This window comes from Kitasatospora sp. NPDC048239 (assembly GCF_043202015.1).
GTDB lineage: Bacteria > Actinomycetota > Actinomycetes > Streptomycetales > Streptomycetaceae > Kitasatospora.
Genome location: NZ_JBICZP010000006.1, coordinates 94,592 through 118,638, shown reverse-complemented (window position 1 = coordinate 118,638; position 24,047 = coordinate 94,592). Strand labels below are relative to the sequence as shown.

Below are 24,047 nucleotides of genomic sequence, written 5' to 3'. Positions count from 1 at the left end.
CTTCACGTGGTCCGTCATTCGAATGGGTCGGGAAGGATCAGCTGCCCCGTCGACGGCTCGCACCGGACGGGAGGGCGATCACTTGCCGAGAAGCTTCTTGATCTTCTTGGCGTCAGCCGGGGCCACCACGACGGTGCCGGCCAGCTTGCGGGTCAGCGTCGAGGGCTTGTGCTCCAGGAGGTGGCGACGGCCCGCGCGCTCGCGCAGCACCTTGCCAGAGCCACTGATCTTGAAGCGCTTGCTGGCGCCACTGTGCGTCTTCTGCTTCGGCATTTCGCCGTATCTCCTCGTCGGTCCGTCCACGCCCGCACGGCTTGCGCCGCGCGGGCGTGAAGGATGGATCTGTGATGACCGGGCGGGACGCCCCGTCACCCTGGTGGCCGGTCCCCCGGGCCGCCCTGGCCGGTGAAGGCTCAGGCGTCCTGGGAGGCCTCGGCCGGCTGCTCGACCTCGGCGGCGGCCTCGGTGTCCTCGGCGGCCTCGACATCCTCGATGTCGTCGGCCTCGTCGGCCTCCGCCTCGGCCGCGGCGTTCTCGGCCTCGAGCGCCGCGTCCTCGTCCAGCTCGGCGGCGTCGGAGCCGGGGGTCCGGCCCTGTCGCTCGGCCTTGCGGGCGTCGGCGAGCGCGCGGGCCTCGGCCATCGCCTCGGTCTTCTTCTTGTGCGGGCCAAGAACCATGATCATGTTTCGGCCGTCCTGCTTGGCCGAGGACTCCACGAAGCCCAGGTCCTGGACGTCGTTCGCCAGCCGCTGCAGCAGTCGGAAGCCCAGCTCGGGGCGGGACTGCTCACGACCGCGGAACATGATCGTGATCTTGACCTTGTCGCCCTGCTTGAGGAACCGGACGACGTGACCCTTCTTGGTGTCATAGTCGTGCGGGTCGATCTTCGGCCGGAGCTTCATCTCCTTGATGACCGTGTGCGCCTGGTTCTTGCGCGCCTCACGGGCCTTCATGGCCGACTCGTACTTGAACTTGCCGTAGTCCATGAGCTTGCACACCGGCGGCCGGGCGGTCGCCGCGACCTCGACGAGGTCAAGGTCGTACTCCTGCGCAAGCTCCAGCGCCTTGGCAAGCGGCACAATGCCGACCTGCTCGCCGCTGGGACCGACGAGTCGCACCTCGGGGACGCGAATCCGGTCGTTGATGCGGGGCTCGGTGCTGATGGGGCCTCCTCGGTTGCACCTTCTGCGATGCGGCCGTCGGGCGGCGGTCGCACGTAGTGGACTCGACCACTGGGCGGGGCTTCATTCGTGCTGCGCTGCCTGACTTGCTGCTAGGCACTGCATGCACCGCGACACGAAAAAAGCCCCGCTCGGTGCAAGCGGGGCTCCACATATCCGGGGGCGGTACCCGTGAGGGGTACTGCGGCGACTCGGCGCCCTGCGGCGCTTGTCGCGGACCGGGACCCGTCGACGGTGAGGCCGATCAGGTGGGAGACTTTCGCGGTTGCCCTCTCGGGCCTCCTGTGTGAGTGGAGCCTCCACTTGCTGGCCAGGCGCCCTGGGGGCTCCCGGCCGGTCAGTCTCGAAGCATACAGCGTTTCGACTCCCGGCGGTATTCCGCCCCTCGCTCCCCGTGGCCCGGGCCGTCCCCCCGCTCCCTTGTACGCTCCTGGTGTACGTACACCGGCACGACGGAGTGAGTCCCCTTGAGCACCGAGCCCACCCAGAACCCCGCCTCCGACGACGAGGCGCTCGGCTTCGACGACCTCACCCGGGACATCGCCGAGGTCCCGGCCGTCGAGGTGATCACCACCGTCGCGGTGCACCTGATGAGCGCGGCCGCCGTCAAGTGCGGGCTGGCCGAGGGCGGCGAGGCGGACAAGGACCTCGACGAGGCCCGCAAGCTGATCACCGCGCTGGCCGGGCTGGTCACCGCCGGCGCCCCCGAGATCAGCAACTTCCACGCCGCGCCGCTGCGGGACGGCCTGAAGTCGCTCCAGCTGGCCTTCCGCGAGGCCTCCCTCGTCCCGGACGCCCCGGGCGCGGGCCCCGGCGAGAAGTTCACCGGTCCGGTCTACGCCTGAGCCCCGGCTGCCCGGCGAAACCGCCGGACACCGCTGAAGGCGCCCCCTCGTCGGACGAGGGGGCGCCTTCAGCGGTGTCCGGGGCCTGCCGCTACCGCTGGTACAGCGGCTCGCCGGGCAGCCGGGCGCCGGCCGGCAGCACCGCCAGGCTCAGGCCGCGGTCGAGCCGGACCCGCAGCACCGGATCGGCCGCGACGGCCTGCCCGACCCGCTGCGCGGCCGCCTGGACGGCCTGCTGGTCCAGGCCCGGCTCGAACACCACCGCGAGCAGGCCGTCCCCGTCCTCGTAGGGCGCCAGCAGACCGGTCACCACCTGCGGCTCGGCCGCCAGCAGCGCCCGCACCGCCTCGCGCACCTCGGGGTCGCGCACCGGCGGCAGGTACGGACGGTTCTCCGCCAGCGCGCGCAGCCGGGCGCCGGACAGCTGGTAGGCCACCGGGCCGGCCGGGTCGATCAGCAGGGTGTCGGCGCGCTCGGAGAAGGCGACCATCGCGGCCTGCGGCGCGGCCACCGGAGCCGGGCGGGCGTCGGCCCGCCAGCGGGCCATCGCCTCCAGGGAGGTGAAGGCGGGCAGCGCCCGGCGGCCGTCGGGGGCCTCGACCACCGGGACGGCCATGTCGCTGCTCTTGTCGTGCTTGTGGCCGTGCTCGTCGATCTCCACCTCGCCGAGGATCGCGACGATCGGCACCATCAGCCGGGTCGGCGTCAGCGCCGCGAGCACCTCCGGTTCGGCCGTGCGGTCCTCGGACCAGCGCGTGAGCGCCGCGGCGAGCGCCGGGTCGGCGGTGCCGTCGTCCTCGGCGAATCCTGGGTTCGGAATGTTCTTGCGATCCACCCGGCCGACCCTATGCCACCTCACGCCCCCGGCCCGGTCCGGCCGCCCGGGCCCGGCCTGGGCCGGTCGTGTCGCGCCCCTACCCACCGGTAGTGGCTGTGTGGCAGTCTGCGCGCATGGCCACGCCCGAACTCGCCGCCCGCACCGCCGCGTCCGCCCCCGCCGAGGCCTCGCCCGGTGCCGACCGGGCGCGGTACGACCGGGCCACCGCTGGGCTGGACGGCCCGGTGGCCGTGGTCGACCTGGCGGCCTTCGACGCCAACGCCGCGGACCTGGTGCGGCGGGCCGCGGGCAAGCCGGTGCGGGTGGCCAGCAAGTCGGTGCGGTGCCGGGCGCTGCTGGAGCGGGTGCTGGCGATGGACGGCTTCGCCGGGGTGATGAGCTTCACCCTCGCCGAGTCGCTCTGGCTGGCCCGCCACGGGTTCACCGACATCCTGCTCGCGTACCCCTCCGCCGACCGGGCCGCCTTCGCCGAGCTCACCGCCGATCCGGCGCTGGCCGGCGCCGTCACCGTACTGCTGGACGACCCGGCCCAGCTGGACCTGATCGACCGGGCCAGGACCGGCACCGCCGAGATCCGGGTCTGCCTGGAACTGGACACCGCACTGCGGCTGTTCAACGGGCGGGTCCGGGTCGGCGCCCGGCGCTCGCCGCTGCACGCGCCCGAGGACCTGGGCGCCTTCGCCGAACTGGTGCAGCGCCGCCCGGGCTTCCGGGTGGTCGGGCTGATGGCGTACGAGGGGCACATCGCCGGGGTCGGCGACATCGTGCCCGGGCGGCCGGTGCGCTCGCGGATGATCCGGCTGATGCAGGCCAGGGCGCGCGCCGAACTGGCCGGGCGCCGCGCGGCCGCGGTGCGGCGGCTGCGGCAGGTCGCCGACCTGGAGTTCGTCAACGGCGGCGGCACCGGCAGCGTCGAGTCGACCGCGGCCGAGCACGCGGTGACCGAGGTCGCGGCCGGCTCCGGGCTGTACCTCCCGCGGCTGTTCGACCACTACCGCTCGTTCCGGGGCCGCCCGGCCGCGCTGTTCGGCCAGCCGGTGGTGCGCCGGCCCGGCCTCGGCGTGGTGACGGTGCTCGGCGGCGGCTACCCGGCCTCGGGCGCGGCCGGACCGGACCGCTCGCCGGTGCCGTACCTGCCGCAGGGGCTGCGCTACGACCCGGTGGAGGGCGCCGGAGAGGTGCAGACGCCGCTGCTCGGCGCGGCCGCCGACGACCTGCTGATCGGCGACCGGGTCTGGTTCCGGCACGCCAAGGCGGGCGAGCTGTGCGAGCGCTTCCCCGAGCTGCACCTGATCGAGGGCGACCGGGTGGTGCGCAGCGTCCCGACCTACCGGGGCGAGGGGCTGACCTTCCTCTGAGGGCGGCCCGCCGGGGGCGCGTCGGCCGCGGCTTAGCCAGACCTTAAAAGGGCCCGATGGGACACCTAACTCCGGTGTCCCATCGGGCCTTTGTGCTGCGCGTACGGCTACAGTCCGTCAAAAAGTACGCCACCACAGGCTATTGCCAGTTGGTCTAGTCCAATCATACGCTCAGCCGGGGGTCAGAGTGCCGGGCCGGCGGCCCCTCGGGCAGACGTGTCCACTCCCCCACACTCTCGGCCCGGAAGACGGTCAAGGAGTCCCCACCCCATGTCCTTCAAGCGAAGTGCCCTCTCCGTCGGCGTCCTTGGCGCCGCCTTCCTCGCCGTGGCGGCCTCCACCGCCGGTACGGCCAGCGCCCACGGCACCATGACCAACCCGGTGAGCCGGGTCGCGGCCTGCTACGCCGAGGGCCCGGAGACCCCCAAGTCCCAGGTGTGCAAGGACCTCGTCGCGATGAGCGGCACCCAGCCGCTGTACGACTGGAACGAGGTCAACATCGCCAACGCGGACGGCCACCACCAGGCGCTGATCCCGGACGGCAAGCTCTGCTCGGCGAACCGGGACAAGTACAAGGCCCTCGACCTGCCGCGTACCGACTGGCCTGCCACCCCGGTGAGTTCGGGCTCCTTCAACTTCAAGTTCCGCGTCACCGCGCCGCACCAGGGCAACCAGACCGTCTACATCACCAAGCAGAGCTGGGACCCGACCAAGCCGCTGAAGTGGTCCGACCTGGAGGCCACCCCGGTCGCGGTGATCCCGACCAGCCGGACCGCCGCGGACGGCTACTACAGCTACACCGGCACGCTGCCGCAGCGCACCGGCCGCCAGCTGCTCTACATGGTGTGGCAGCGCACCGACAGCCCCGAGGCCTTCTACAGCTGCTCCGACGTCGACTTCGGCAGCGCGGCCGCCGCCGGGCAGCCGGTCCCGGCCCTCGCCGCCGACGCGCCCGTCGCGCCGAGCGAGCAGCAGATCGCCGCGGGCCAGTCCAAGTCCACCGTGTCCCACAACGGGCACGGCGGCAACGCCCTCGAGCCGGCCGGCGCGGTCGTTCCGACCGCCAACGCCGCCGTCGGCACCTCGGCCACCGGCCCGCTGCTGCTGAGCGGCGCCGCCGCGATCAGCGTCGGCTGGGCCGGCATGGTTCTCCGGCGTCGTCGTATCGAGGCTGTTCGACGCGGCGCCTGACCGCCGGAGGCCGGGGCCGGACCGTTCACCGACCCCCGTGCGGTCCGGACCCGGCCGATGCCCCCGCATCGGGTGAAACCATGACGGCGGCCCACCCGGATTCCGGGTGGGCCGCCGTGCGTGAGCAGCGCGGGCCGGTCAGGTGTTGGCGCCGCCGTCGGCGCCGCCCGGGCCGCCACCGCCGGGGAAGGCGGGGAGCTTGCCGGTGTAGTCGGCGATGCCCTTGACGATCGTGTCCATCACGGCGACGTCGGGCGCCTTGTCCGCGATGTCGAAGCCGAGGTGGACGGCGACCAGGTTCTTGCCGTCGGCGGACGGGAAGACCACGGTCTCGACGTAGCCGTCGTTGCCCTTCGCCGCGTCGACCTTCCAGCGGACCAGGTAGCCGTCGCGGCCGTCGACCTTGACCGCCTCGGACTTCAGCTCCTCGTGGGAGTTGATCTCGTTGTAGGACTCCTTGGCGGCCTTCTCGATGTCGGCCTTGGCCGCCGCCTGGACGTCGCTGCCGCCCCCCGCGATCCGGTTGGTGTTGGCGCCGCCGAGCGAGCACTGGTTGGCGCCCTCGGCCGCGCCCTCGCACTTGTACGAGCCGATGCTGAGCGCGGCGTAGCCGTCGCTGGTGGTGCCGCCCTCCCAGCCGGCGGGGACGGGCAGGGTGATCCGGTTGACCAGGTCGGCCGCGGTGCCGCCGCCGGCCTGCTTGCCGTCCCCGGAGCCGCCGTTGCCGCCGCCCTTGCCGTTCCCGTTGCCGCCGCCGTTCCCGTTGCCGCCGTCGCCGAAGTCGGGCAGGCCGCCCCAGGGGCCGTTCTCACCGCGCGGGGCGGACTGCGGCGTGGCCCGGCGCGAGCCCCGGTCCGAGTCGTGGTCCATCGCCAGGTAGGTGACGCCGGAGCCGACGCCCAGCCCGAGCACGGCCGCCACGGCGGCCGCCACGACCGCCGCGGAGGGCTTGCGCCGGGGCTTGGGCGGCTGTGGCACGGCCGTGCCGTAGGCGGCGCCGAAGGGGGGCGGCTCGGGGTAGCGGACCGACGGCCCGCTCCCCAGCACCTCCCCCTCCAGCACCGTCGTCTCGGCGGCCGTCTCCGGCCCCGGAGCCGCCGCCCTGGTCGGCGGGGCGTCCGAGGGTGCGGGCCGGGTGTCGGCCGTCCAGCCCTTGCCGTCCCACCAGCGCTGCGGCCTCGGGTCGCCGCCGGTGTCCTTGGGGTCCGGGTACCACCCGGCGGGGATCTGCTCACTCACGAAAGAGAATCTAAAGGGCGCCGGATAAACGCGATATCAGCGCGGGCCCGAATTCCCGGTGTTTTCCATGAGATTCCGGTGAGAACCCCGGATACGGCCTACAACGGGGTGACGTAGGCCCCCGCGATGCCGCCGTCGACCAGGAACTCGCTCGCCGTGATGAAGGACGAGTCGTCGCTCGCCAGAAAGGCGACGGCGGCCGCGATCTCCTCCGGCCGGGCGAAGCGGCCCAGCGGGATGTGCACCAGCCGGCGCGCCGCCCGCTCCGGGTCCTTGGCGAACAGCTCCCGCAGCAGCGGGGTGTCCACCGGCCCGGGCGACAGGGCGTTGACCCGGATGCCCTCCCGGGCGAACTGCACGCCAAGCTCCCGGGACATCGCCAGCACCCCGCCCTTGGAGGCGGTGTAGGAGATCTGCGAGGTGGCCGCGCCCATCCTGGCCACGAAGCTGGCGGTGTTGATGACCGAGCCGCGTCCGTGCCGCCGCATGTACGGCAGCGCCGCCTTGCAGCACAGGTAGACGGAGGTCAGGTTGACCTCCTGGACCCTGCGCCAGGCCTCGAGGTCGGTGGTCAGGATGGAGTCGTCCTCCGGCGGCGAGATCCCGGCGTTGTTGAACGCCACGTCCACGCTGCCGAAGGTCTCGTAGGCCTCGTCGAACAGCGCCTCGACCATGTACGGGTCGGTGACGTCGGTGTGCACGAAGAGGCCGCCGACCTCGGCGGCGGCCGCCTTGCCGGTCTTCTCGTCGAGGTCGGCGCAGACCACCCGGGCCCCCTCGGAGGCGAGCCGGCGGGCGGCGGCCAGGCCGATGCCGCTGCCCGCGCCGGTGATCACGGCCGTGCGGCCGACCAGCCGCCGGCAGACCGGGGCGTCCTTCGCGGTCCCGGCTGGCTTCTCGGTCATGGGGGCTCCTACTCCTCGGACCCTAGGGCTCGGTGTGGATGAAGACGTTCTTGGTCTCGGTGAAGTGGCGCAGCGCGTCCGGCCCCAGCTCGCGGCCGATGCCGGACTCCCCGAAGCCGCCGAAGGGCGTCCAGTACCGCACCGAGGAGTGCGAGTTGACGGAGAGGTTGCCCGCGGCCACGCCCCGGGCCAGCCGCAGCGCCCGGCCCAGGTCGCGGGTCCAGATCGAGCCGGAGAGCCCGTAGCGGGTGGCGTTGGCGAGCCGCAGGGCGTCCGCCTCGTCCTCGAAGGGCAGCACCACGGCGACCGGGCCGAAGATCTCCTCGGTGACGGCCGGTACGCCCGGGTCGGCGGGTGCGAGGACGGTCGGCGGGTACCAGAAGCCGGGGCCCTCGGGCACCGCGCCGCGGGCGAGCACGGGCAGGTCGGGGGTGACGTAGGAGGCGACCCGGCGGACCTGGGCGGCGGAGATCAGCGGCCCGAGCCGCGTGTCCGGGTCGGCCGGGTCCCCGGTGCGGACGGCCTCGACGGCGGGCAGCAGCAGGGCGAGGAAGTCGTCCACGGCCTCGCGCTGCACCAGGATCCGGCTGCGCGCGCAGCAGTCCTGGCCGCTGTTGTCGAGGAAGGACATCGGGTCGGCCGCGCGGGCGAGGTCGGCGTCGGCGAAGACGATGCTGGGGCTCTTGCCGCCGAGTTCGAGGGTGACCCGCTTGGCGCGGGCGGCGCAGCGGGCGGCGACCTCCTTGCCAGCCACGGTCGACCCGGTGAAGACGACCTTGCGGACGGCCGGGTGGTCGACCAGGGCCCGCCCGGTGGTGGTGCCGGCGCCGGGGACGACCTGGAACAGGCCCTCGGGCAGCCCGGCGGCGAGGGCGAGTTCGGCCAGTCGCAGGGCGGTGAGCGGGGTCGCCTCGGCGGGTTTGAGCAGGACCGCGTTGCCCGCCGCGAGGGCCGGGGCGAAGCCCCAGGCGGCGATCGGCATCGGGAGGTTCCAGGGGGCGATGACGCCGACCACGCCGATCGGCTCGTGGAAGGTGACGTCCAGGCCGCCGGCCACCGGGATCTGCCGGCCGGTCAGCCGCTCCACTCCCCCGGCGGCGTACTCCAGCAGGTCGCGGACGTTGCCGGCCTCCCAGCGGGCGTTGCCGAGGGTGTGGCCGGCCTCGCCAACCTCCAGCGCGGCGAGTTCGGGGATGTGCACCTCGACCTGGTCGGCGAAGCGGCGCAGCAGCCGGGCCCGGTCGCCGGGGGCGAGGGCGGCCCAGCCCTGCTGGGCCTTGAGCGCGCGCTGGACGGCGGCGTCGAGCCGCTCGGGGGTGGTGTCGGGGACGGTGGCGAGGACGGCCCCGGTGGTGGGGTCGAGGACGTCGGTGGTGCCGGCGGCGGGCTCGGGCATGGTGCTCACATCCGCTCGAAGGACCGGTAGCGCTCCCAGTCGGTGATGGCGCCGTCGTAGGCGGCCTGTTCGACCCGCGCCATATTGAGGTAGTGCTCGACCACGTCGGTGCCGAAGGCGGCGCGGGCGAGGTCGCTCCGCTCCCAGAGGTCGGCGGCCTCGCGCAGGGTGGCGGGCACCCGGGCGTACTCGTCGACGGCGTAGGCGTTGCCGAGGCAGGGGGCGGGCAGGTCGAGCTTCTGCTGGAGACCGTGCAGCCCGGCGGCGATCATGCCGGACACGGCGAGGTACGGGTTGACGTCGCCGCCGGGCACGCGGTTCTCCATCCGCAGGCCGGGGCCGTGGCCGACCACGCGGTAGGCGCAGGTGCGGTTGTCGCGGCCCCAGGCGACGGCGGTCGGGGCGAAGGAGCCGGGCCGGTAGCGCTTGTAGGAGTTGATGTTCGGCGCGTAGAGCAGGCTGAACTCGCGCAGCGCGACGAGCTGTCCGGCGAGGAAGTGGCGCATGGTGTCGGTCATTCGCCCGTCGCGGCCGGCGAAGGCGGGGGCGCCCACGGCGTCGCGCAGCGACAGGTGGATGTGGCAGCTGTTGCCCTCGCGCTCGTCGTACTTGGCCATGAAGGTGAGCGCGCAGCCCTGTTGGGCGGCGATCTCCTTGGCGCCGGTCTTGTAGACGCTGTGCTGGTCGCAGGTGGTGAGGGCGTCGGCGTAGCGGAACGCGATCTCGTGCTGGCCGAGGTTGCACTCGCCCTTGGCGGACTCCACGACGAGTCCGGCGCCGGCCATCTCGTTGCGGATCCGGGCGAGCAGCGGCTCGACCCGGGCGGTGCCGAGCAGGGAGTAGTCGACGTTGTACTGGTTCGCCGGGGTGAGGCCGCGGTAGCCGCCGAGCCAGGCCTGTTCGTAGGTGTCGCGGAAGACCAGGAACTCCAGCTCGGTGCCGATGTCGGCGGTGAGGCCGTACTCCGCGAGGCGTTCGATCTGGCGGCGCAGCAGCTGCCGGGGGGCGGCGGCGACGGGGCGCCCGCCGTGCCGGGCGAGGTCGGCGGTGACCTGGGCGGTGCCGGGCTGCCAGGGGGTGAGCCGCAGGGTGGCGAGGTCGGGGCGCATGGCGAAGTCGCCGTACCCGGTCTCCCAGGAGGAGAGGGCGTAGCCGTCGACGGTGTTGAGGTCGATGTCGACGGCGAGCAGGTAGTCGCAGGCCTCGGCGCCGTTCTCGGCGACCTCGTCGAGGAAGAACCGGGCGGCGAAGCGCTTGCCCTGGAGCCGGCCCTGCATGTCGGTGAAGGCGAGGGCGACGGTGTGGATCTCGCCGGTGTCGACCAGGGTGCGCAGCTGGTCCAGGGTGAGCGGCGGGCGCGGCGGCGCGGTGGCACCGGGGGTGTGGTCGGGCATGGCGGAACCCTCCTACTCGATCACTCAGCGAGATCAACCGGTCACAGCGAACCGTACGGCCTGGCCCGGACGGCGCGGAAGAGGGCGGGCGGGTGTGGCGCGCCGATATGCGTGATTGACGAGGGAACGGGCGGTGCGGGAGGAGAATGCCCGCCATGGATCGCAGGCCTTTCATCGGCGTCAGCACCTACGTGGTGGACGCGAGTTGGAGCGACTGGCGGGACCGCCGGGTGGCGCTGGTGCCCGAGCGGTACACCGCATACGTACGGGATGCGGGCGGGATCGCGGTGCTGCTGCCGCCGGACGCCGCGGAACGCGCACCGGAGGTGCTCGCCCGGCTGGACGCCCTGGTCATCGCGGGCGGGCCGGACATCGACCCGGCGTACTACGGGCAGCCGCCGCACCCCCGCACCGAGGTGGACTCACCGGAGCGGGACCACTGGGAGTCGGCGCTGATCCGGGCGGCGCTGGCGGCGGGGATCCCGCTGCTGGGCATCTGCCGGGGCATGCAGGTGCTGAACGTGGTCTGCGGCGGCTCGCTGGTGCAGCACCTGCCGGACGTGGTGAGCCCGGACGTGCACGGCGGCTCGCCCGGCAGGTACGGGGAGCACACCGTGCGGCCGGTGCCCGGGACGCTGCTCGGCGGGCTGCTGCCGGAGACCGAGCTGACCGTGCCGACCTTCCACCACCAGGCGGTGGACCGGCTGGGCGCCGGCCTGCGGGTGGGCGCGTACGCGCCGGACGGCACCGTCGAGTCGGTGGAGGGGCCGGGCTTCACGCTGGGCGTGCAGTGGCACCCGGAGCAGGGCGAGGACCTGCGGGTGATGCAGGCGCTGGTGCGGGCGGCGACGGCGGCCCGGTCGGTGCCGCTGGAGGCGGTGGCCGGCTAGGACCGGACGGGGCCGGACGGGGCCCAGGACGCGCCGGACAACTCCCTTCGGGTGGAGCAGGGTTGTCCGGCGCGGCGCCTGCCGGGCCCGGAGTGGACGAGCGGAGGTCCGACAGGCGGACGGGTCGGGCCCAGGGGCTCGGGGGTGACCTGACCGGGGGCGGCGGCGTTGAGGAGGTGGCGCCCGACGGGGGGCGTCCCGCCTGCTCACCACGGGCGTGCTCCGGTCGGGCGAGGCGGGCCAGGCGGCAACGACAACGGTCACCAGTACAGCCTTTGGATCTTTGTCCGATCTGCGGTTCACTTCGGGTGCAGGGCGGTTGCGCCCCTTACTCCACCCCGTGCGTCCAGGAGAGGACTTCGATGGCCGGGCACGAGCACTCCCACGATGATCATGCGCATGACCACTGGCATGCCCACGGCGGCCGCGGTCACGGCGGGCACGGTCACGGCGGGCACTCGCACGGGGTGGCCGCCGACGCCGACCGCCGCTGGCTGCTGAGCGCGCTCGCGCTGATCGTGGTGTTCATGGCCGGCGAGGTCGTGGTGGGCTTCGCCGCCGAATCGCTGGCACTGATCTCGGACGCCGCGCACATGCTCACCGACGCCGCCTCGATCGTGCTGGCACTGGTCGCGATGCGGCTGGCCGCCCGGCCGGCGAGGGGCGGCTACACCTACGGGCTCAAGCGGGCCGAGATCCTCTCCGCCCAGGCCAACGGCGTGACGCTGCTGGTGCTCTCCGCCTGGCTCGGCTACGAGGCGGTCGCCCGGCTGATCGACCCGCCGGACGTGGCCGGCTCGCTGGTCCTGGTCACCGCGCTGGTCGGGATCGTGGTCAACCTGGCCGCCGCCTGGTGCATGTCCAAGGCGAACCGCAGCTCGCTGAACGTCGAGGGCGCCTTCCAGCACGTGCTGACCGACCTGTACGCGTTCATCGCCACCGCCGTCGCCGGTGCGGTGATGCTGGTCACCGGCTTCTCCCGGGCCGACGCGATCGCCTCGCTGATCGTGGTCGCGCTGATGCTGAAGGCCGGCATCGGCCTGGTCCGGGACTCCGGGCGGATCTTCCTGGAGGCCGCGCCGGCCGGGATCGACCCGGACTCGGTGGCGGACCGGATGGTCGCCCAGCCGCTGGTGGAGGAGATCCACGACCTGCACATCTGGGAGATCACCTCCAACCAGCCCGCCCTGTCCGCGCACATCCTGGTCACCCCGGGCGGCGACTGCCACGCGGTGCGCCGCGGACTCCAGCGCCGACTGGCCGACGAGTACGGGATCACCCACAGCACCCTCCAGGTGGACCACGTCGGCGAGGACGAGGCGGGCGGGCTGCTGCAGATCACCGCGCCGACGGACACCGGCCCCGAGCACTGCGCCGACTCGCACGGCCCGGTCCACCGCGCCGGCCCGCACAAGCACTGACCCGCCGCGGACGGCGACCGGGCCCGGGCCCGGCACGGGCGGGGAGCGGCGCGGCGTCGGTCCGGTACGGCATGATCGGGGGCGTGACCGCACCCGTGACCGCACCGCGACTGATGCTGCTCGACTCCGCCAGCCTCTACTTCCGGGCCTACTACGGTGTGCCGGACACCCTGCGCTCGCCGCAGGGTGAACCGGTCAACGCCGTCCGGGGCCTGCTGGACTTCATCACCCGGCTGGTCCAGGACCACCGCCCGGACCAGCTGGTCGCCTGTATGGACGCCGACTGGCGCCCGCAGTGGCGGGTCGACCTGGTGCCCTCCTACAAGACGCACCGGGTCGCCGAGGCGGCCGAGGACGGCGAGGAGGAGGTGCCTGACACGCTCGCCCCGCAGGTCCCGGTGATCGAGCAGGTGCTGGACGCGCTCGGCATCGCCCGGGTCGGCTCCCCCGGCTACGAGGCCGACGACGTGATCGGCACCCTGACCGCCCGCGCCACCGGGCCGGTGCAGATCGTCACCGGCGACCGCGACCTGTTCCAGCTGGTCGACGACGCCCGCGGGATCACCGTCCTCTACCCGGTCAAGGGCATGGGGAACCTCCAGGTCACCGATGACGCCGTGCTGCTGGAGAAGTACGGCGTGCCCGGCTCCCGGTACGCCGACATGGCGGCGCTGCGCGGGGACCCGAGCGACGGCCTGCCGGGCGTCAAGGGCATCGGTGAGAAGACGGCCGCCCAGCTGATCAACGAGTACGGCGACCTGGCCGCGATCCGGGCCGCCGCCCTGGACATCGGCTCCAAGCTGACGCCGGCCCGGCGCCGCAACATCGTCGAGGGCGGCGCCTACCTGGACGTCGCGCCGACGGTGGTGCGGGTCGCCGAGGACGCACCGCTGCCGGACTTCGACCCGGCGCTGCCGCACGAGCCGCTGGACCCGATGTCGCTGGAGGAGCTCTCCGCCCGCTGGGGCCTCGGCACCTCCCTGGAGCGGGTCCTGGCCGTCCTGGCGCGCTGAGCCTCGGCGCGCGAAAGGGGCCCGTCGAGCTGACGGGCCCCTTTCCTGTCGCGCGCCTGCGTCAGCCCACCGAGGAGTAGGCGATGATGCCGCGGCGCAGGCCGTCCACCGCCTTGCGGGCGGTCCGGCGCAGCTCGGCGTCCTCGCCGGCGGCGTCCTGGATCTGGCCGAGGACGTCGATCAGCTGCTTCGTCCAGCGGACGAAGTCGCCGGCCGGCATGTCGGCGTCGCGCAGCACCTGGTCCAGGCTGTGGCCCAGCGCCCAGCGGTAGGCCGGCCAGGCGAAGCCGAGGTCCGGCTCGCGCTGGCCGACGCCCTCGGCGGTGTTGATCCGGTGCTGCTCCTCCAGGGCGTCCAGGTGGCCCCAGATCCGGACCATCTTGCCGAGCGCCTCCTTGGCGCCGCCCTCCGGGACGCGGGGGGCGGCGGCGTCGTCGGACTGCCGGGCCTCGTAGACCAGCGCCGAGGCGCAGGCCGCCAGCTCGGCGGCGCCCAGCCCGCTCCAGACGCCCTCGCGGATGCACTCGGAGGCGAGCAGGTCCAGCTCGCCGTAGAGCCGGCCCAACCGCTTGCCGTCGTCGGTGACGGTGTCGCCCTGGAGGTAGCCGAGGTCGGTGAGCAGCCCGCAGACCCGGTCGAAGGTGCGGGCGATGGTGTGCGTGCGGGAGCGCATCCGGCGCTCCAGCAGCTCGGTGTCGCGGTGCAGCCGGTGGTAGCGCTCGGCCCAGCGGGCGTGGTCCTCGCGCTCGTCGCAGCCGTGGCACGGGTGCTGGCGCAGCTCGGCCCGCAGCCGGCTGATCTCCGGGTCGTCGGCGGCGGCCGCGCGGCCCTTGCGGAACCGCTCGGGCTCCAGGTGGCCGGCCTTGGTCCGCAGCGCGGAGGCGAGGTCGCGCCGGGACTGCGGGCTGCGCGGGTTGAAGGACTTGGGGATGCGCACCCGCTCGACGGCGGCGACCGGATGCGGGAAGTCGATCATGGCGAGCCGCTTCACCTGCCGCTCGGAGGTGAGCACCACCGGGCGCGGGCCGTCGGCGAAGTCCGGGTGGCGCGGGTTGCCGCGCGGGGAGCGGCTGACCGGCGGCAGGCCCGGGTCGAGGACGAGGGCGAGGCCGGCGAACTTGCCGGTGGGGACGTGGATGACGTCGCCCGGCTTGAGCTGCTCGATGGACTCGACGGCCTCGGCCCGGCGCTGGCTGCTGCCCTCGCGGGCGAGGTCGTTCTCCCGGTCCTTGAGGCGGCGGCGCAGGTCCATGTACGCGTCGAAGTCCCCGAGGTGGCAGGTCATGGACTCGCGGTAGCCGTCCAGTCCCTCCTCGTTGCGCTGGACCTGGCGGGCGATCCCGACCACCGAGCGGTCCGCCTGGAACTGCGCGAAGGACGTCTCCAGGAGCTCGCGGGAGCGGTGCCGGCCGAACTGGGAGACCAGGTTGACGGCCATGTTGTAGGACGGCCGGAACGAGGACTTCAGCGGGTAGGTGCGGGTGCCGGCCAGGCCGGCCAGGGCCTCCGGGTCGAGGCCGCGCTGCCACAGCACGACGGCGTGGCCCTCGACGTCGATGCCGCGCCGCCCGGCCCGGCCGGTGAGCTGGGTGTACTCGCCGGGGGTGATGTCGGCGTGGGTCTCGCCGTTCCACTTGACCAGCTTCTCCATGACCACCGAGCGGGCGGGCATGTTGATGCCCAGCGCCAGGGTCTCGGTCGCGAAGACGGCCTTGACCAGGCCCTTCACGAAGAGCTCCTCGACCACCTCCTTGAACCGCGGCAGCATGCCGGCGTGGTGGGCGGCGATGCCGCGCTCCAGCCCGTCCAGCCACTCGAAGTAGCCGAGGACGTGCAGGTCCTCGTCGGGGATGTCGGCGCAGCGCTCCTCGACGATGGCGCGGACCCGGCCCCGGTCGCCGTCCTTGTTGAGCCGCAGGCCCGAGCTGAGGCACTGCTGCACGGCGGCCTCGCAGCCGGCCCGGCTGAAGATGAAGGTGATGGCGGGAAGCAGGCCCTCGGAGTCCAGGCGGTCAATGACGTCGACCCGGCCCGGGGTCCAGACCTTGCCGGGCCGCCCGTTGGGCATGCTCCGTCCGCGGCCGCGGCCGAACTTGTCGCGGGGGTTGCGGTCGAGCTCGGAGCGGGCGAGGCGGACCAGCTCGGGGTTGACCGCCTTGGCCGGGTTGCGCGGGGCGTCCTTGGGCCGGCCGTCGCGGTCCGGGTTGGCGAACAGGTCGTACATCCGGTTGCCGGCCATCACGTGCTGCCACAGCGGCACCGGGCGGACCTCGGAGACGATCACCTTGGTGCCGCCGCGCACGGTGTCCAGCCAGTCGCCGAACTCCTCGGCGTTGGAGACGGTGGCGGAGAGCGAGACCAGGGTGACGGACTCGGGGAGGTGGATGATGACCTCCTCCCAGACGGCGCCGCGGAAGCGGTCGGCGAGGTAGTGCACCTCGTCCATGACCACGTAGCCGAGGCCGTTGAGGGTGCTGGAGCCCGCGTAGAGCATGTTGCGCAGCACCTCGGTGGTCATCACCACCACGGGGGCGTCGCCGTTGACGCTGTTGTCACCGGTGAGCAGGCCGACCTTGTCGGCGCCGTAGCGCTTGACCAGGTCTCCGTACTTCTGGTTGGAGAGGGCCTTGATCGGCGTCGTGTAGAAGCACTTGCGCCCGCCCTGGAGCGCGAGGTGGACCGCGAACTCGCCCACGATGGTCTTGCCGGAGCCGGTGGGGGCGGCGACCAGGACGCCCGAGCCGCCTTCCAGGGCCTGGCAGGCCTCCAGCTGGAAGTCGTCCAGCGGGAAGTCGTACAGCTGCTGGAAGCCGTACAGGGCGGTGGCCTGCTCCTTGGCCCTGCGGCGGAAGGCCGCGTACGCCTCGGCGGGGCTCAGCTCCTGGTCTTCGGACTGCTCGGGCTGAGGGGTGTTCATCGCCGTCCGGGTGTGGTTGGTGTGATCTCGCATCTCAGCGAGAGGTTACCCGGGAGGACCGACATCGATAGCACCGTTTTTCGTGCGAAGAGATGCGACGAGATCAGTTCTCTCTCAGATCCATAGTTGCAAACATCTTCAAGTGATCACGATGGCACCGGCTTCGAACTTCTCCGGTCATCCCCGGTGGACCGCCCGCGACCCTCCCTACATTCGGAGCCCAACAGCCACCACGCACGGGAGGAGCAAGACGATGGCGAACCTGGAGACGTCCCTCAAGGAGGCCATGGGCATCGACGGCGCGATCGGCGTCGCCCTGGTCGACTACGGCAGCGGCATGGCGCTCGGCACCCTCGGCGGGGACACCGGCGAGCTGGACCTCAACGTCGCCGCCGCCGGCAACACCGACCTGGTCCGGGCCAAGATGCGGACCATGGAGATGCTCAGCCTCCACGACAACGAGATCGAGGACATCCTGGTCAGCCTGACCAGCCAGTACCACCTGGTCCGCCCGCTCACCACGCAGAACGGCCGCGGCCTGTTCCTCTTCCTGGCGCTCAACCGCGGCCGCTCCAACCTCGCCATGGCCCGCCACCAGCTCAAGCGGATCGAACTCGCACTGGAGATCTGACCGGCCTGCCACCAGGGAGGGGAGAGTCGTGGCGGTAGCGCTGTACCAGGCGAAGGCCGAGTTCTTCCGGATGCTCGGCCACCCCGTCCGGATCCGGGTGCTGGAGCTGCTGCAGGCCGGGCCGACGCCCGTGCGCGACCTGCTGGGGGAGCTGGAGGTCGAACCGTCCAGCCTCTCCCAGCAGCTCGCGGTGCTGCGCCGGTCCGGGATCGTCACCGCCACCCGCGAAGGCGGCACGGTGGTGTACGCCCTGGCCGGCGGGGACGTCGCCGACCTGCTGCGGGCGGCCCGGCGGATCCTGACCGTGCTCCTCGCCGACCAGCACCTGCTGCTCGCCGAGCTGCGGGCGGCCGCCGACTGACCGGCCCCGCCGGGCCCGTCCGTCAGCCGCGCAGCATCTCCCCCAGGGCCGCCGCCAGCCGCTCGTACTCCTCGGGCCGGTTGTACAGCTGCGCGCTGACCCGCAGCACGCCGCCGCCCGCCCAGGGGCGCACCGCGATCCGCACCGCCGCCCGCTCCCACAGCCAGGCCATCACCGCGCGGGCGTCCGCATCGACCTCGCCCCGCCCCGGCGGCAGCCGCAGCGCGCGCATCGGCACGCCCGCCTGGCCCGGCAGCGGCCGGAGCCCGGCGCGTTCGGCCAGCACCCGCTGCCCGTGTTCGGCGAGCCGGTCGTTGTGCGCGCGCACCCGCTCGGCGCCGAGCCCGTGCAGCACCTCGAAGCCGGCCGGGGCGGCCAGCCACGCCGTGTAGTCGACCGTGCCGCGCCACTCGACGGCGGCCGGGAAGCCCCCGGCGTGCTCCCAGGACACGGCGAGCGGGCGGACCCTGCCGGCCCACTCGGGGCGGACCGCGAGCAGGCCGGTGGCCCGCGGGGCGAAGGCCCACTTGTGCAGGTTGCCGACCCAGAAGTCGGCCGCCTCGTCGATCGGGTCGGTGAAGGTGCCGGGGGCGTGGGCGCCGTCCACCACGGTGGTCACCCCGCGCCCGCGCAGGGCGGCGAGCAGCTCGGGGGCGGCGATCCGGCGGGCGCCGACCGAGGTGATCTGGTCCAGGACGGCCAGCACGGTGCGGTCGTCCACCCCGGCCAGGACGGCCTCGCGGACGGCGTCCTCGTCCGGGGCGTCCAGCGGCAGCCGGACGACGTGCACCTCGGCCCCGGCCTCCGCCGCACGCCGGCGCACCGCCAGCTCGACCGCGCCGTACCCGTGGTCGGTGAGCAGGATCCGGTCCCCGGCCGCCAGCGGGACGGAGTCCAGCACGATGGCGATGCCCTCGGTGACGTTGCCGACCAGCACCGACCGGTCCGGATCCGCGCCGAGCTCGGCGGCGAGCCTGACCCGGGCCGCCGCCACCCGGGCGGGCAGGTCGGCGAAGAAGCCGTCCGGGTCGCGCTCCATCTCCCTGCGCAGTCGCTCCTGGACCCGCTGCACCGGAACGGGGACGGCACCGAAGGAGCCGTGGTTGAGGTGCGCCGTCTCCCCGTCCAGCGTGAACAGACCGTCCGTGTCCGGCAGGGGGGCCGGGGGCTCGACAGTCCGCAGGGCCTCGGTCACGATTCCTCCGTCATGATGTGTGACATTTCACATGACATAATACTGGTGAGCCGACCGCCTCGCGGAGACCATCGGGCGGTGACCATCACCGACCCCTTTCTCTCCCTCAGCGCCCGCACCGGCCGCTTCACCTACGGCGCCCCGCGCGCGTTCGTCCTCGCCGGGGACGGCAGCCGGCTGCTCCTGCTGCGCTCGACCGGCTCCGAGGACCCGGTCGACCGGCTCCGGCTGCTCGACCTGGCCACCCGCCAGGAGCGCCTGGTCGCCGACCCCGCCGCGCTCGCCCCGGAGCGCACCGGCGACCGGGACGACCTGCCGGCCGTCGAGCGCCGCCTGCGCGAGCGTATCCGGCTCACCGCGGCCGGCATAGGCTCGTTCGCCGCCACCGCCGACTGCGCGACCGCCGTCTTCGCCCTGGACGGCCGGCTGTTCCGCACCGACACCGCCACCGGTGCCACCACCGAACTCCCCACCGCCGGAGCGGCCTTCGACCCGCGCCCGGCCCCGGACGGCCGGCGGGTCGCCTACGTCGCCGGAGACGCGCTGTACGTCCACCCCGACCCCCGCCCGCTCAGCCCCGCCGACGGCGCCCGCTGGGGCGTCGCCGAGTTCGCCGCCGCCGAGGAGCTGGGCCGCTCCCGGGGCCACTGGTGGCGCCCCGACGGCGGTGCGCTGCTGGCCGCCCGGGTGGACGAGTCCGCCCTCCCCCGGCGCTACTTCGCCGACCCGGCCCGGCCGGCCGAGCGGTCCGAGGACTTCGCCTACCCGCAGGCCGGCGGGCCCAACGCCGAGGTGCGGCTCTGGATCCTCGGCCTCGACGGCACCCGGGTCCAACTGCACTGGGACACCGAGGCGTTCCCCTACCTCTGCGCCGCCGAATGGGCCTCCGACGAGGAGATCCTGCTCACCGTCGCCGACCGCCTGCAGCAGAACGTGCTGCTGCTCGGCGCCGACCCGGCCACCGGCGTGTGCACCGAACTCTCCCGCACCACCGACGAGTTCTGGGTGGACGACCTGCCCGGCACCCCGGCCCGGCTGGACGGCGGCCGGCTCCTCACCGTCCTCGACACCCCCGAGGCCCGCGGCCTGGCGGTGGACGGCAAGCCGCTCGACACCACCGGGCTGCAGATCCGCCGGGTGGTCGGCCGGCTGCGCGGGCGGCTGCTCTGCGAGACCGGCGAGGGCGACCCGGCCGACCAGCACGTCCACCTGATCGACCCGGACGGCGGCGCGCCCGAGCGGCTCAGCACCGGCCCCGGCGTCCACTCGGCCCTCGCCGCCGGCGAGACCCTGCTGCTCACCTCCGCCGGCCCGGACGGGGTCCGCCGCCGGGTGCTGTTCCAGGGCGAGGAGATCGAGCTCGCCGACCACGCCGCCGCGCTGCCCTACAAGGTCACCCCGCAGCTCGCCCGGGTCACCGAACTCGCCCTGCCCACCGCCGTCGTGTACCCGCGCGAGCACCGGGTTGGCGAGCGGCTGCCCGTCCTGCTGGACGTCTACGGCGGGCCCGGCTTCCAGGCCGTGGCCAACGAGCCGCGCCGCTGGCAGCTCCGCCAGTGGTGGGCCGACCAGGGCTTCGCCGTGGTCACCACCGACAACCGGGGCACCCCCTTCGTCTCCCCCGACTTCACCCGGGCGATCTTCCGCCGGTTCTCCCAGGTGGCGCTGGACGACCAGGTGGCCGCCCTGCACGCGCTCGCCGCCACCCACCCCGACCTCGACCTCACCCGGGTCGCCGTGCGCGGCTGGTCCTACGGCGGCTACTTCGCGGCGCTCGCCGTCCTGCGCCGCCCGGACGTCTTCCACGCCGCCTGCGCGGGCGCGGCACCGACCGACTTCCGCCAGTACGACACCGCGTACACCGAGCGCTACCTCGGCCTGCCGCAGGACAACCCCGAGGGCTACGCGGCCGACTGTCTGGTCGACGACGCGCCCGGCCTCTCCCGGCCGCTGCTGCTGATCCACGGCCTGGCCGACGACAACGTCCACCCCTCGCACACCCTGCTGCTCTCCCAGGCGCTCACCCGGGCCGGCCGGGCGCACCGCGTGCTGCCGCTGCCGGGCATCACCCACATGACCCCGAACGGGGTGAACGAACAGCTCACGGCCGCCGAACTCGCCTTCCTGCGCGAGACCCTGGGGTGATCCGTTGAGTTCACCGGTACCGCCTGCCACACTCCGGGTGCGGTGCCCGCACGGGCGCCGCACCCGACGGGGGAGGCAGGACGGATGAGGATCGCCAGACCGGGACCGGTCTCCGCACGGAAGTGGACCCCGCTGACCGTCGCCAACGGCGCGCTGGCCTTCGCCCTGGAGCTGGGGCTGCTCGCGGCGCTCGCCCTCTGGGGCTTCGGGACGGGCTCGGGGCCGGTGGCCAGGACGCTGCTGGGCGTCGGCGCACCGGCGCTGGCGGTCCTGGTCTGGGGGCTGTTCCTGGCGGCGGGCGGACCGAGGGTGCGGCTGCCGGTGGCCGCCGAGATCGCGCTCAAGCTGCTGGTGCTGGCCCTCGGCGCGCTGGCCCTGGACGCCGCCGGGCACCCGGCGGCCGGCCTGGTGTTCGGCGGCCTCGCGCTGCTCAGCGTCGCCGTGGAGTACACCGCGAGGTGACGGACCGGCCTCCGGAAGGGGCGTCGTGCGGACCCACCGCACGGCGCCCCTTCCGCATGCGCCCACCGGGCGGCCATCGGTTTGCCCACCGGTGTACCCACTGCCGTGCCCACTGATGCGCCAACACTCTTCCATGTGACCCATGACATGTGAAATATTACCTGCGCCCATCCGGTCACCCCCATCTCCCCGAAAGGACCGGTCAGTTGCGCAGACTGTCCGCGGTACTCGCGGCAGCGCTCACCACGAGCGCGATAGCGGCCACCCTCCTCGGCACCCCCGCCCAGGCCGCACCCCCCTCCCCCGCCGCCACCATCGCGGCCCAGAGCGCGGAGGAGGGCGGCGCCGAAGCCCCGCCCGGCCCGCTCGCCCCCCAGGAGCGCGAGCGCCAGTCGCTGCGCACCAAGGCCCTGGAGCAGCTCAACAAGGGCGCGGTCGCCAAGACCTCCGACAAGCGGGCGCCCGCCAAGGTGAAGGTCGGCAACGACTACGTCCAGCTCGCGCAGCAGCGCAAGGACAAGGTCTTCGTCATCCTCGCCCAGTTCGGCGACGAGGTGGACAACTCCACCCTCTACAACGGCCAGCCCCGCTACGGCGGCACTCCCGGCCCGCGCGCCAACACCATCCCCAAGCCCGACAAGAGCGACAACCACACGCTCTGGAGCAAGGACTTCAGCCGGGACTACTACCAGCAGCTGTTCTTCGACGACCGGCCCGGCGCCGTGTCGATGCGCAACTACTACCGCACCCAGTCCTCCGGCCGGTACGACGTCGAGGGCACCGTCAGCAACTGGGTGACCCTGCCGTACAACGAGGCCCGGTACGGCAGCAACAAGGGCCCGCAGGGCTCCGGCGCCTGGACCCAGGGGCAGGAGTTCATCCGGGACGCGGTCAAGGCCTGGTACGACGGCGAGGTCGCCAAGGGCCGCTCCGCCGCGGACGTCAAGGCCGAGCTGGCCCAGTACGACGTCTACGACCGCTACGACCACGACAAGGACGGCGAGTTCAACCAGCCGGACGGCTACCTGGACAACGTCGTCGTCGTGCACGCCGGTATCGACGAGACGTGGGGCGGTGGCGCCCAGGGCGCCGACGCCCTGTGGGCGCACCGCAGCTGGGCCTTCCCGGACGCGTCCGGGCAGACCGGTCCGGCCGGCAACAAGATCGGCGGCGCGCCGGTCGGCGACACCGGCCTGTACGTCTACGACTACGTCCAGGGCGGCGAGAACAGCGGCGTCGGCCTGTTCGCCCACGAGTTCGGCCACAACCTCGGCCTGCCCGACCTGTACAGCACCAGCGGCGGCGACAACAGCGTCAACTTCTGGTCGCTGATGTCCTCCGGCTCGTACCTGGGCAAGGAGAAGAACACCACCGGCGCCTACCCGGGCGACCTCGACGCCTGGAGCAAGCTGCAGTTCGGCTGGCTCAACTACGACGAGGCGCAGGCCGCGACCCGCTCCAGCCACGCGCTCGGGGTCAGCAGCTACAACACCGACCAGGCCCAGGCTGTCCTGGTCCACCTGCCGGACAGCACCACCACGACCGACCTCGCCGACCCGTTCCAGGGCGGCCGGCAGTGGTGGAGCGACACCGGCGACAACCTGGACAACGCGCTGGCCCGCACCGTCGACCTGCGGTCGGTGAGCGGCCCGGCCGCGCTCGACGCCGCCGCCTGGTACGACATCGAGCAGGACTACGACTTCCTGACCGTCGAGGCCTCCACCGACGAGGGCAAGACCTGGAAGGCCCTCGGCGGCACCGTCGACGGCGCCCCGATCGGCACCACCGCCGCCAACACGCCCGGCTTCAGCGGCACTTCGGGCACGTACCGGAAGGTGCACATCCCGCTGGACGGCTACGCCGGCCAGCAGGTGCGGCTGCGGTTCCACGTCACCTCCGACAACAACACCCACGGCCGGGGCGTGCTCGTCGACGCCGTCCGGATCACCGCCGGCGACACCGAGCTGTTCGCCGACGGCGCCGAGAACGGCGCGGGCGACTGGACGGCCACCGGCTTCTCGGTCATCACCGGCCGCGCCGCCGTCAAGCAGCACCCGCGGGCCTACATCGTCGAGAACCGCCGCTACACCGGCTACGGCGCCTTCCTCAAGACCGGCCCGTACAACTTCGGGTACTCGGGCGTCGAGGGCAAGCAGAACATCGTCGACAACTACCCGTACCAGGAGGGCGTGCTCATCTGGCTCTGGGACACCGCGTACGGCGACAACAACACCAAGGACCACCTGGGCGGCGGCCTGATCCTGCCGATCGACGCCCACCCGGCGCCGATCCGCTTCAAGGACGGCACCCTGGTCAACGGCCGCGCGCAGACCTTCGACGCGACCTTCTCGCTCAAGCCCACCACGGCGTTCACCCTGCACAAGGCGGGCGTCGCGGTGAAGGTCCCGTCCGAGCCCGCCGTCCCGGCCTTCAACGACCGCACCGGCGTGTACAGCGACCCGGCCACCCCGCAGCTCGGGGTGAAGGTGCCCGACACCAACACCAAGATCGAGGTGGTCCGCGAGACCCGCGGCGGCCAGCTCACCACCGTCAGGGTCGGCCCGGCCTCCTGACCCCGGCAGCAGCAGAAGGCCTCGGTCCCCGCTCAGGAGCGGGGGCCGAGGCCTTCTGCCTTGGTCCCGGTCGGGCGCGGCCCTCGTGAGGT

20 protein-coding genes are annotated in these 24,047 nt (G+C 73.3%); 11 read left to right on the top strand and 9 right to left on the bottom strand.

The genetic code is table 11. The features are described 5' to 3' along the window. Positions 1 to 78: 78 nt before the first annotated feature. Positions 79 to 273: a 50S ribosomal protein L35 gene (rpmI, locus tag ACGFZP_RS18120; RefSeq protein ID WP_329486877.1), complete on the bottom strand. Its 195-nt coding sequence runs from the start codon at positions 271 to 273 to the stop codon at positions 79 to 81. A 140-nt stretch (positions 274 to 413) separates the two neighbouring features. Next, complete coding sequence (infC, locus tag ACGFZP_RS18115) at positions 414 to 1,163, bottom strand: translation initiation factor IF-3 (protein WP_392934659.1); 750 nt, start codon at positions 1,161 to 1,163, stop codon at positions 414 to 416. Between the two features lie 485 nt (positions 1,164 to 1,648). Between infC and ACGFZP_RS18110 the strand changes: the two genes are divergently transcribed. Continuing rightward, the gene (locus ACGFZP_RS18110; RefSeq protein WP_387949410.1) at positions 1,649 to 2,026 is read left to right on the top strand and encodes a DUF1844 domain-containing protein; all 378 of its coding nucleotides are present in this window, start codon (positions 1,649 to 1,651) and stop codon (positions 2,024 to 2,026) included. A gap of 91 nt (positions 2,027 to 2,117) precedes the next feature. On the opposite strand, the gene ACGFZP_RS18105 is transcribed toward ACGFZP_RS18110, so the two are convergent. Beyond that, positions 2,118 to 2,861 (bottom strand): SseB family protein, encoded by a 744-nt coding sequence (locus tag ACGFZP_RS18105; protein WP_392933732.1) that lies wholly within the window; start codon positions 2,859 to 2,861, stop codon positions 2,118 to 2,120. Between the two features lie 116 nt (positions 2,862 to 2,977). On the opposite strand from ACGFZP_RS18105, the gene ACGFZP_RS18100 reads away from it, so the two are divergent. Both ACGFZP_RS18100 and ACGFZP_RS18095 read left to right on the top strand, forming a co-directional pair. Then, positions 2,978 to 4,222, top strand: a complete 1,245-nt coding sequence (locus ACGFZP_RS18100) for an amino acid deaminase/aldolase (protein ID WP_392933731.1) — start codon at positions 2,978 to 2,980, stop codon at positions 4,220 to 4,222. 270 nt (positions 4,223 to 4,492) lie between these two features. Beyond that, positions 4,493 to 5,413, top strand: a complete 921-nt coding sequence (locus ACGFZP_RS18095) for a lytic polysaccharide monooxygenase (RefSeq protein WP_392933728.1) — start codon at positions 4,493 to 4,495, stop codon at positions 5,411 to 5,413. A gap of 138 nt (positions 5,414 to 5,551) precedes the next feature. On the opposite strand, the gene ACGFZP_RS18090 is transcribed toward ACGFZP_RS18095, so the two are convergent. The 4 genes from ACGFZP_RS18090 to ACGFZP_RS18075 form a co-directional block, all read right to left on the bottom strand. Continuing rightward, the gene (locus tag ACGFZP_RS18090) at positions 5,552 to 6,652 is read right to left on the bottom strand and encodes a DUF2510 domain-containing protein (RefSeq protein WP_392933725.1); all 1,101 of its coding nucleotides are present in this window, start codon (positions 6,650 to 6,652) and stop codon (positions 5,552 to 5,554) included. A 98-nt stretch (positions 6,653 to 6,750) separates the two neighbouring features. After that, positions 6,751 to 7,557, bottom strand: a complete 807-nt coding sequence (locus ACGFZP_RS18085) for a 3-oxoacyl-ACP reductase (protein ID WP_392933723.1) — start codon at positions 7,555 to 7,557, stop codon at positions 6,751 to 6,753. Positions 7,558 to 7,579: 22 nt separating this feature from the next. After that, entirely contained in the window at positions 7,580 to 8,953 is a 1,374-nt protein-coding gene (locus ACGFZP_RS18080) for an aldehyde dehydrogenase family protein (RefSeq protein ID WP_392933721.1), read from the bottom strand. Positions 8,954 to 8,958: 5 nt separating this feature from the next. Further along, entirely contained in the window at positions 8,959 to 10,347 is a 1,389-nt protein-coding gene (locus ACGFZP_RS18075; protein ID WP_392933718.1) for a glutamine synthetase family protein, read from the bottom strand. Between the two features lie 155 nt (positions 10,348 to 10,502). Between ACGFZP_RS18075 and ACGFZP_RS18070 the strand changes: the two genes are divergently transcribed. The 3 genes from ACGFZP_RS18070 to ACGFZP_RS18060 all read left to right on the top strand — a co-directional run bounded on the left by ACGFZP_RS18070 (position 10,503) and on the right by ACGFZP_RS18060 (position 13,671). Further along, entirely contained in the window at positions 10,503 to 11,237 is a 735-nt protein-coding gene (locus tag ACGFZP_RS18070; protein ID WP_392933717.1) for a gamma-glutamyl-gamma-aminobutyrate hydrolase family protein, read from the top strand. A gap of 362 nt (positions 11,238 to 11,599) precedes the next feature. Further along, complete coding sequence (locus tag ACGFZP_RS18065; protein WP_392933714.1) at positions 11,600 to 12,658, top strand: cation diffusion facilitator family transporter; 1,059 nt, start codon at positions 11,600 to 11,602, stop codon at positions 12,656 to 12,658. Between the two features lie 71 nt (positions 12,659 to 12,729). After that, positions 12,730 to 13,671, top strand: a complete 942-nt coding sequence (locus tag ACGFZP_RS18060) for a 5'-3' exonuclease H3TH domain-containing protein (protein ID WP_392933713.1) — start codon at positions 12,730 to 12,732, stop codon at positions 13,669 to 13,671. 61 nt (positions 13,672 to 13,732) lie between these two features. Here ACGFZP_RS18060 and ACGFZP_RS18055 read toward each other — a convergent pair whose 3' ends face one another. Beyond that, positions 13,733 to 16,588 carry a DEAD/DEAH box helicase gene (locus ACGFZP_RS18055; protein ID WP_392934658.1) on the bottom strand — a complete coding sequence of 952 codons (2,856 nt, stop codon included), beginning with the start codon at positions 16,586 to 16,588 and terminating at the stop codon, positions 13,733 to 13,735. A 253-nt stretch (positions 16,589 to 16,841) separates the two neighbouring features. Between ACGFZP_RS18055 and ACGFZP_RS18050 the strand changes: the two genes are divergently transcribed. Both ACGFZP_RS18050 and ACGFZP_RS18045 read left to right on the top strand, forming a co-directional pair. Next, positions 16,842 to 17,219, top strand: a complete 378-nt coding sequence (locus ACGFZP_RS18050) for a hypothetical protein (protein WP_392933711.1) — start codon at positions 16,842 to 16,844, stop codon at positions 17,217 to 17,219. A 28-nt stretch (positions 17,220 to 17,247) separates the two neighbouring features. After that, positions 17,248 to 17,580: an ArsR/SmtB family transcription factor gene (locus tag ACGFZP_RS18045; protein WP_392933708.1), complete on the top strand. Its 333-nt coding sequence runs from the start codon at positions 17,248 to 17,250 to the stop codon at positions 17,578 to 17,580. Between the two features lie 22 nt (positions 17,581 to 17,602). On the opposite strand, the gene ACGFZP_RS18040 is transcribed toward ACGFZP_RS18045, so the two are convergent. After that, positions 17,603 to 18,775 (bottom strand): aminotransferase class V-fold PLP-dependent enzyme, encoded by a 1,173-nt coding sequence (locus ACGFZP_RS18040; RefSeq protein ID WP_392933707.1) that lies wholly within the window; start codon positions 18,773 to 18,775, stop codon positions 17,603 to 17,605. 78 nt (positions 18,776 to 18,853) lie between these two features. Here ACGFZP_RS18040 and ACGFZP_RS18035 point away from each other — a divergent pair, with 78 nt between their 5' ends. From ACGFZP_RS18035 to ACGFZP_RS18025, 3 genes are all read left to right on the top strand, one after another. After that, positions 18,854 to 20,920 (top strand): prolyl oligopeptidase family serine peptidase, encoded by a 2,067-nt coding sequence (locus ACGFZP_RS18035; RefSeq protein WP_392933704.1) that lies wholly within the window; start codon positions 18,854 to 18,856, stop codon positions 20,918 to 20,920. An 84-nt stretch (positions 20,921 to 21,004) separates the two neighbouring features. Next, positions 21,005 to 21,382 carry a DUF2568 domain-containing protein gene (locus tag ACGFZP_RS18030; RefSeq protein ID WP_392933701.1) on the top strand — a complete coding sequence of 126 codons (378 nt, stop codon included), beginning with the start codon at positions 21,005 to 21,007 and terminating at the stop codon, positions 21,380 to 21,382. Between the two features lie 206 nt (positions 21,383 to 21,588). Beyond that, positions 21,589 to 23,955 carry an immune inhibitor A domain-containing protein gene (locus tag ACGFZP_RS18025; protein ID WP_392933698.1) on the top strand — a complete coding sequence of 789 codons (2,367 nt, stop codon included), beginning with the start codon at positions 21,589 to 21,591 and terminating at the stop codon, positions 23,953 to 23,955. Positions 23,956 to 24,047 lie beyond the last annotated feature (92 nt).